Below are 7870 nucleotides of genomic sequence, written 5' to 3' on the forward strand. Positions count from 1 at the left end.
CCATACTTAGAGGTGTTTTCTAAAGACAAAAGGAAGCCACTAAGTGACTTCCTTCTAGAGTGAAGACTGATTAGTCTTCACCTTTGTTTTTCTTAATGATTTCTTCTTGTACTGACTTAGGTACATCTTCGTAGTGGTCAAATACCATCATGAATGTACCACGTCCTTGAGATGCAGAACGAAGAACTGTTGCGTAACCGAACATTTCAGCAAGTGGAACGTAAGCACGAACGATTTGGCTGTTACCGTGTGCTTCCATACCATCTACACGTCCACGACGAGCAGTTACGTGACCCATAACATCACCAAGGTTTTCTTCTGGAACAGTGATTGTTACAAGCATCATTGGCTCAAGGATAGCTGGTTGTGCTGATTTAGCAGCTTCTTTAAGAGCAAGTGAAGCCGCAATCTTGAAGGCAGTTTCAGATGAGTCGACATCGTGGTATGAACCATCGTAAAGCTTAGCTTTAACGTCAACCATTGGGTAACCTGCAAGTACACCGTTAGCCATAGATTCTACCAAACCTTTTTCAACCGCTGGGATAAATTCACGAGGAACCACACCACCGACGATTGCGTTTTCGAATTCGAATCCTTTACCTTCTTCGTTTGGAGTAAATTCAATCCATACATCACCGAATTGACCTTTACCACCAGACTGACGTTTGAAGAATCCACGTGCTTGAGTAGAAGCGCGGAATGTTTCACGGTAAGATACTTGAGGAGCACCTACGTTTGCTTCAACTTTGAACTCACGACGCATACGGTCAACAAGGACGTCAAGGTGAAGCTCACCCATACCAGAGATAACTGTTTCACCAGTTTCAACGTTTGTTTCAACGCGGAATGTTGGATCTTCTTCAGCCAATTTTTGAAGGGCGATACCCATCTTGTCTTGGTCAGCTTTAGATTTTGGCTCAACCATCAATTGGATAACTGGTTCTGGAACGTTGATTGACTCAAGAATGATTTTAGCTTTTTCATCTGTCAATGAGTCACCAGTTGTAGTATCTTTCAAACCAACGGCAGCAGCGATATCACCTGAGTAAACAGTGTCAATTTCTTGACGGCTGTTGGCGTGCATTTGAAGGATACGTCCGATACGCTCACGTTTACCTTTAGAAGTGTTCAATACGTATGAACCTGATTGAAGAACACCTGAGTAAACACGGAAGAATGTCAAACGACCTACGAATGGGTCTGTCATGATCTTGAAGGCAAGAGCTGCAAATGGCTCTTCATCAGATGCTGGACGAGTTTCTTCTTCATCTGTATCTGGGTTGATACCTTTGATCGCTGGGATGTCAAGTGGGCTTGGAAGGTAGTCAATAACCGCATCAAGCATCAATTGAACACCTTTGTTCTTGAAGGCAGAACCACACAATACTGGGAAGAATTCAACGTTGATAGTCGCTTTACGGATACCAGCTTTCAATTCTTCGTTAGTGATTTCTTCACCTTCGAGGTATTTCATCATCAATTCTTCGTCAGTTTCAGCAACTGCTTCGATCAATTTTTCACGGTATTCTTGAGCTTGGTCAAGGTATTCAGCTGGGATGTCTTCTTCAAGGATATCTGTACCAAGGTCGTTAGTATAGATTTCAGCTTTCATCTTGATCAAGTCGATGATACCACGGAAGTCATCTTCAGAACCGATTGGCAATTGGATTGGGTGTGCATTTGCTTGAAGACGATCGTGAAGTGTGCTTACAGAGTAAAGGAAGTCAGCACCGATTTTGTCCATTTTGTTGGCAAATACGATACGTGGAACTCCGTACTCAGTTGCTTGACGCCAAACTGTTTCAGTTTGAGGCTCAACACCTGATTGTGAGTCAAGAACGGTAACCGCACCATCCAATACACGAAGAGAGCGTTGTACTTCGATTGTGAAGTCCACGTGTCCTGGTGTGTCGATGATGTTTACGCGGTGGTTGTTCCATTGAGCTGTTGTCGCAGCAGATGTGATAGTGATACCACGCTCTTGCTCTTGCTCCATCCAGTCCATTTGTGACGCACCTTCGTGAGTTTCACCGATTTTGTGGATTTTACCAGTGTAGTAAAGAATACGCTCAGTAGTTGTTGTTTTACCAGCATCGACGTGAGCCATGATACCGATATTACGAGTTTTTTCAAGTGAAAATTCGCGTGCCATGAGGTTTGTTTCTCCTATTTATTTTTGATTTCTATTCTATTATAACACGATTTTAATAAAAACGGATAGGCAGGACCTACCCGTTCTCAATGTTTTCATGCTATTGTTGGTTTCAACTTGTAGATTTACAAGTTGAATTGAACTCGGGCTAAAGTTAATTAGCCGATTTGAGCCGGAACGGGATGCTGTGTGAAAAAGATAAACTTCCTTGTATTCGTCGAATACTGCGTCAGTTTCCTATTTTCACCTTGCATCCTTACCGTTCCTAGCATCATGATTTAGTTGAGCTCAAGCTAAAAGTCTGGAGATAAAGATGAATCTCATTGGTTGCAATCGCAACCTGCTTTGATTCCCTATTTTCTCTGGGACTTTCTTAACGCTTTCGCATCCTATCTTACCAACGGAAGTGTGCGAATGCACGGTTAGCTTCAGCCATACGGTGAGTGTCTTCACGTTTCTTAACAGCTGCACCAGTGTTGTTAGCAGCATCCAAGATTTCTTTTGCAAGACGGTCTTGCATTGTGTGTTCACCACGAAGACGAGCGATTGTTACCAACCAACGAAGTCCAAGTGTTGTACGACGTTCTGGACGAACTTCAACTGGGACTTGGTAGTTAGAACCACCAACACGACGTGCACGTACTTCAAGTACAGGCATGATGTTTTCCATAGCTGTTTCAAATACTTCAAGTGCATCGTTTCCAGTAGCTTCTTTGATTTGCTCAAAGGCACCGTAAACGATTGAAGCAGCTGTACCACGTTTACCATCAAGCATAACGCGGTTGATAAGACGAGTAACTAGTTGTGAATTGTAAAGCGGATCTGGCAATACGTCACGTTTTGGAGCTCTATTTTTACGACTCATTTCTCTTTATCCCCTTTCCTTATGCTTTTGGACGTTTAGTACCGTATTTTGAACGGCCTTGTTTACGATCGTTAACACCTGCAGTATCAAGTGCACCACGGACGATATGGTAACGTACCCCTGGAAGGTCTTTTACACGTCCACCACGAAGAAGAACCACGCTGTGCTCTTGCAAGTTGTGTCCGATACCTGGGATGTAGGCAGTAACTTCGATAAGGTTGCTCAAACGTACACGAGCGAATTTACGAAGGGCTGAGTTAGGTTTTTTAGGTGTCATTGTTCCAACACGAGTTGCAACACCACGTTTTTGTGGTGAAGAAACGTTTGTTTGAACTTTTTTATGACTGTTGTAACCAACGTTCAAAGCTGGTGATTTAGATTTTTCTACTTTTGATTTACGCGGTTTGCGAACCAATTGGTTAATTGTAGGCATCTACATTCTCCTGTGTTTTTTTATTTTTGGTGATGATACACTTGGTGACAGCTATCATCTGTGTGTACTTTTGCAACATTTGTCAGCACGTCCCTGTACACTCTTGAGAGACCAAAAGTAAAAAGTACCGTCTATTATTGTAACAAAATTTTCCATTGGTTGTCAAGATATTTTTCTTTTTTATTCTTAATTTTAGCTCTTTTGTAGTGCTCCCCCAAAAAAGAAAAAGGAGGAATCCCACCCTCCTAAAGTTAGTATTGTTCCATTCAATCCCATCAATTTTAGCACATAATGTTCAAAAAATATTATATCATCACAACCAACCAGATTCTTTCGCGATATTAGCTGCCTCTGTTCGATTACCAGCATCTAATTTAGAAAGAATATTAGTGACATAGTTTCGGACGGTTCCGTTGGATAGATAGAGTTTGTCTGCAATTTCTTGGTTAGAGAATCCCTGAGCGATTCCCTTTAAAACTGCGATTTCTTGCTCTGTTAATGGATTGGGATGCGTCATCACCACTTCCATCAATTCAGGCGAATACTCCTTGCCTCCTTCGAGGACAGTGTGCAAGGTATGCATGAGGTCTGCAATGTTTCTTTCTTTTAATACATAAGCATCTACTCCAGCCTTGACCGCACGTTCAAAATACCCAGGACGCTTGAAGGTCGTCACCACAACCACCTTTGTTTCAAGCTTTTCTGCTCGTATCCACTCCAAGACTTCGAGGCCCGTCTTAACAGGCATTTCTACGTCAAGGATGGCGATATCTACAGACTCCTTTTCTAATAGTTGGATTGCTTCTTGCCCATTCTTGGCTTGAAAGACAGACTCTACATCTGGTTGAAGCGTGAGCAACTGGCACATGGCATCTCGCAACATACTTTGATCTTCTGCAACAAGTAGTTTCATCTTAGTTTCTCTCCTTATAAGGTAGTCGAACCTGAACTTCTGTCGGTTGTTTCCAACTAATTACCTTTACTTCTCCCGAAAATGGAAGAACACGATCTCGAACTGTATGGAGGTCATCCCCCTTTATAGAAGTAAAGCCACAGCCATCATCTCTCACTGTTAGAATGAGTTCTTTCTCTGTCCGTTCTAATTTTAAGTAGACTTTAGAAGCTTTGGCATGTTTGATGATATTAGTCACCAATTCAAGCAAAATCATGGAAGCCGTTGACTCCAATTCCTGAGTTAAGCTAGCTGTGTCTAGTTGATTAGCTATTTCCACCTCAATTCCAGCAATTTCTAACATCTTTTTCACAGTCTGTAGTTCGGATGTCAAAGTTCTAGACTTAAGATTTTCCACAATGGTTCGCACTTCATTCATGGAATCCTTGCTGATCTGATGAATTTCTTTTAATTCCTTTTCCACCTGTGGATAAGCCTCCATCTGAAATAACTGCAAGGCTAAATCTGTCTTAACACTCAGCATAGCAAAGGTATGTCCCAGACTATCATGCAAATCCTGACCGATACGACTGCGTTCATTTTCAGCAAGCAATAGATTTATCTGGGCATTTTGCTTAGTCTGAGCTTCTTTCAAATCCTCGATAATGCGAATCCGAACCAAGCCAAAAGTCATTAAATCGATAAAAGTGAGAATTCCAAGTAGATAGACTAGAAACTCAACTTCAACTTCCTGAAAAATCAAAAGTTGCCCCACAACAAGGACTTGAGCAAGGAGAAAAGTTCGGACATGTAAAGAATTAAAACTACGTACGCCGAAATGATAAATTAAGAGATTGGTAAGGAAAAAGAAGAACCAGATATAATTTACACCAACAAAGGCAGTATTCCCAACTACATAAGTCAGCATGAGACCCCAATATAGCCAAGATAGACGCTGGCTCTTAGTTATTAAAACACCCAAATATGCCACTACAAATAGAATATCAATCAATAAATGCCAGACAGAAAGCCACCCAGTCACTACAGGTAGGATGGGGAAAATCATAAAAATTAAACTGGCCCAAAACATATAGTGTATGCTTTTCAGTCTTTCAAGCATTAAGAATTCTCCTTATGACCTTGAAGGTAAATGGTCAAACCAAACAAAACTGCTGAAAGAACAAGTAGATAAACTGTGGCTGATAAATTGATGCCACCCTCGTTTAAGAAGGTCTTGAGCAACTCCATCAACTGATAAGTTGGTAGACACTTCCCGATTGCTTGCATCCAGTCTGGAAATAAAGAGATGGGCATCCAGAGTCCACCTAAAACAGCCAAGCCTAGATAGAGAAGATTGCCCACGACAGACATCAGCTGACTAGAAGGCAAGAGTGTCAAGGTCAATCCAAGCGCTACAAAGGCAACACTTCCTACTATCAGCAAGAACGCAGCCCCAATCCAGCTTCCTAGAGGCATATCCACACCTCTGACCAAGTGCCCAACTGAGAAAACAACCAGGATTGAGACCAAATAATCAACCATCATACTTGTTATCTTTGATAGATAATATTCTACCATATTTACAGGGGTATGGCGCAATGTTTTCTGCCAGTTGTTCATCTTGTCGGTATGTAAAACAACTGGGAATGAGAAGATAGCTGTTGATATCATGGAAAAGGCAGTCATAGAGATAAGGTAATCACGCATAAAATTCGCGGGTCCACCTGGTGTGTCCTGGTACATGCCAGAAAAGAATAGATAGAAGGCTGTCGGCATCCCTACTGATAATAAATAATAGACTGATTGCCGTTTGGTCAATAGAAATTCTATCTTATTTAATGCTATCCATTGTTTCATCTTAGTTATCTCCCTTCTGCGTTTCTTCAAAGATTGTATCCAGCAAACTACGATTATTAACTTCGATTTCTTGAATCCTACATCCTGCTTGCACTAACAGTTGCCAAAAAGCATCCGCTTCACGTGTAACTACTTGCAAAGCATCTTGTTTTTGTGACCAGTTTTCAACCAAGTTAGACTGCTCAATGACTTCCTTGTATGCTAGAGGAAGAATAAAGTGCTTTTCAATCTCCTCACTGCGCATGGCTAGAGGTGTTGTATCGCGAATCAACTCTCCCTTATTCAAGACCAAGATTCGGTCCGCTGTATGCTCTACCTCTTCGATATAATGGGACGAATAGAGAATGGTAACTCCCTTAGCTTTTAGCTCCTGAACAATTTCCCAAAAACGTTGGCGGGTTGAAGTATCCATGGCAGCAGTTGGCTCATCTAAAAAAACAAGCTTTGGTCGCCCAATTAAGGTCAAGACAAAAGAGAAAAGACGCTTTTGTCCACCTGATAATTTTTCTGCGAATTGCTCTTTTTGTTGCTTATCAAACTGTAATAGTTTATCGATTTCCTGGTTACTCAAGTGATTTGGATAAATTCTTTGAAAAAAAGCAATCAACTCTTTTACCTTTAGTTTCTGAACGATTACATTCTCTTGAGGGAGGTAGGATCTTGTATAGTCTAACTTAGAGCTCGTTACCGGCAAATCTTGGATAGATACTTGCCCACTGGTGACCAGTTTATCTCCAAGCAAACAGTCCAATAGCGTTGTCTTTCCAGCACCATTTGGCCCAATCAAGGCGATGCATTCACCTTCTGCCACCTCAAAGGAAATATCCTTCAAAATACCCTTGTCCTTGATGTTTTTATTTAGGCTTTCTACCTTAATCATGTTCATGATATTCTCCTTTCAGCCACTCCTTTCCCATCGGAAAGACGATAAAAATCATAAATCCTAATCCCCATGCACCACGGATGAATTCGTGAAGGAAGTCTTGATCAAACCAACCTGTAAATATTTCTACCAACCATACCACTAATGATAGTCCAATAAAAAGATAGAAAATCGCTTTTTTCATTTTTCAAACTCCTTTTTCACATCTGAGACCAATTTCAAGCCTTCTCGGATAAGCCAAGACATCATGCCAAATCCTGCAAACAACTCCCAAGGAAAATGATAGAAGCCTTTATCCAATCCTGAAAACATGAGATAAGTCATGACTCCTGCTGCTACTAAACTCATTGCGACAATTACTTTATGTTTCATTTTTTCTTCCTCCATTTGATACATCTAGTATAATTCTTTGAAGGTAGAATCACTAGAAGCTTCTGTCATGAGGAAATATGACAAATGTCATAAAAGATTCTATTTAAAAGAATCAAGAAACATTACACAACAAGACACAGAGTAGAAAAGAATCTATAGTACCTCCGTCAAAGTGATATCAAATTTAGACTATAACGTAAACTAATACGCATTTAAAATCAAAAGAGCGGAAATTTTTATCGCACAAAACACATATATTATGGGTAGAACAAAAAACTCTTCAATTACTTTCTTAAAAGTTTGTAAGAATTATACAATCTGTTAAATTTTAATTTATGTACCTAAACTACAGTATTCATTGAACAAATCAGGAAACAAAAAAGTATACGCAATCAAAATGAATTACTGAAATTAAA

At 40.5% G+C, this 7870-nt stretch carries 9 protein-coding genes; all 9 read right to left on the reverse strand.

Annotated features, from left to right (window positions below; translation table 11 throughout):
* Positions 1-70: 70 nt before the first annotated feature.
* Positions 71-2152 (reverse strand): elongation factor G, encoded by a 2082-nt coding sequence (gene fusA, locus ACLNCV_RS04830; protein ID WP_000090348.1) that lies wholly within the window; start codon positions 2150-2152, stop codon positions 71-73.
* Between the two features lie 394 nt (positions 2153-2546).
* The gene (gene rpsG, locus ACLNCV_RS04835) at positions 2547-3017 is read right to left on the reverse strand and encodes a 30S ribosomal protein S7 (protein ID WP_000087873.1); all 471 of its coding nucleotides are present in this window, start codon (positions 3015-3017) and stop codon (positions 2547-2549) included.
* Positions 3018-3036: 19 nt separating this feature from the next.
* Entirely contained in the window at positions 3037-3450 is a 414-nt protein-coding gene (rpsL, locus tag ACLNCV_RS04840) for a 30S ribosomal protein S12 (RefSeq protein ID WP_001142332.1), read from the reverse strand.
* A 313-nt stretch (positions 3451-3763) separates the two neighbouring features.
* Positions 3764-4363: a response regulator transcription factor gene (locus ACLNCV_RS04845; RefSeq protein ID WP_024057936.1), complete on the reverse strand. Its 600-nt coding sequence runs from the start codon at positions 4361-4363 to the stop codon at positions 3764-3766.
* A 1-nt stretch (position 4364) separates the two neighbouring features.
* Positions 4365-5462 (reverse strand): sensor histidine kinase, encoded by a 1098-nt coding sequence (locus tag ACLNCV_RS04850; RefSeq protein WP_084925318.1) that lies wholly within the window; start codon positions 5460-5462, stop codon positions 4365-4367.
* The gene (locus ACLNCV_RS04855; protein ID WP_084925316.1) at positions 5462-6199 is read right to left on the reverse strand and encodes an ABC transporter permease; all 738 of its coding nucleotides are present in this window, start codon (positions 6197-6199) and stop codon (positions 5462-5464) included. Before ACLNCV_RS04855 ends, ACLNCV_RS04850 begins: the two co-directional genes overlap by 1 nt.
* A 1-nt stretch (position 6200) precedes the next feature.
* Positions 6201-7085: an ABC transporter ATP-binding protein gene (locus tag ACLNCV_RS04860; protein WP_084925314.1), complete on the reverse strand. Its 885-nt coding sequence runs from the start codon at positions 7083-7085 to the stop codon at positions 6201-6203.
* A complete protein-coding gene (locus tag ACLNCV_RS04865) occupies positions 7072-7266 on the reverse strand; it encodes a hypothetical protein (protein ID WP_084925312.1) in 195 nt (64 codons plus the stop codon). The genes ACLNCV_RS04860 and ACLNCV_RS04865 overlap by 14 nt, the downstream gene beginning before the upstream one ends.
* The gene (locus ACLNCV_RS04870; protein ID WP_025171179.1) at positions 7263-7469 is read right to left on the reverse strand and encodes a hypothetical protein; all 207 of its coding nucleotides are present in this window, start codon (positions 7467-7469) and stop codon (positions 7263-7265) included. The genes ACLNCV_RS04865 and ACLNCV_RS04870 overlap by 4 nt, the downstream gene beginning before the upstream one ends.
* Positions 7470-7870: the final 401 nt, after the last annotated feature.

The sequence above is a fragment of the Streptococcus sp. CL5.50 genome (genome assembly GCF_049738015.1).
In the GTDB taxonomy this organism is placed as follows: domain Bacteria; phylum Bacillota; class Bacilli; order Lactobacillales; family Streptococcaceae; genus Streptococcus; species Streptococcus mitis_CA.

What these genes read in the sequence shown, in the direction of transcription:
- ACLNCV_RS04855 (WP_084925316.1), bottom strand. Translation starts at nt 6,199, where the DNA reads ATGAAACAATGGATAGCATTAAATAAGATAGAATTTCTATTGACCAAA.
- fusA (WP_000090348.1), bottom strand. Translation starts at nt 2,152, where the DNA reads ATGGCACGCGAATTTTCACTTGAAAAAACTCGTAATATCGGTATCATG.
- rpsL (WP_001142332.1), bottom strand. Translation starts at nt 3,450, where the DNA reads ATGCCTACAATTAACCAATTGGTTCGCAAACCGCGTAAATCAAAAGTA.
- rpsG (WP_000087873.1), bottom strand. Translation starts at nt 3,017, where the DNA reads ATGAGTCGTAAAAATAGAGCTCCAAAACGTGACGTATTGCCAGATCCG.
- ACLNCV_RS04860 (WP_084925314.1), bottom strand. Translation starts at nt 7,085, where the DNA reads ATGAACATGATTAAGGTAGAAAGCCTAAATAAAAACATCAAGGACAAG.
- ACLNCV_RS04850 (WP_084925318.1), bottom strand. Translation starts at nt 5,462, where the DNA reads ATGCTTGAAAGACTGAAAAGCATACACTATATGTTTTGGGCCAGTTTA.
- ACLNCV_RS04845 (WP_024057936.1), bottom strand. Translation starts at nt 4,363, where the DNA reads ATGAAACTACTTGTTGCAGAAGATCAAAGTATGTTGCGAGATGCCATG.
- ACLNCV_RS04870 (WP_025171179.1), bottom strand. Translation starts at nt 7,469, where the DNA reads ATGGAGGAAGAAAAAATGAAACATAAAGTAATTGTCGCAATGAGTTTA.
- ACLNCV_RS04865 (WP_084925312.1), bottom strand. Translation starts at nt 7,266, where the DNA reads ATGAAAAAAGCGATTTTCTATCTTTTTATTGGACTATCATTAGTGGTA.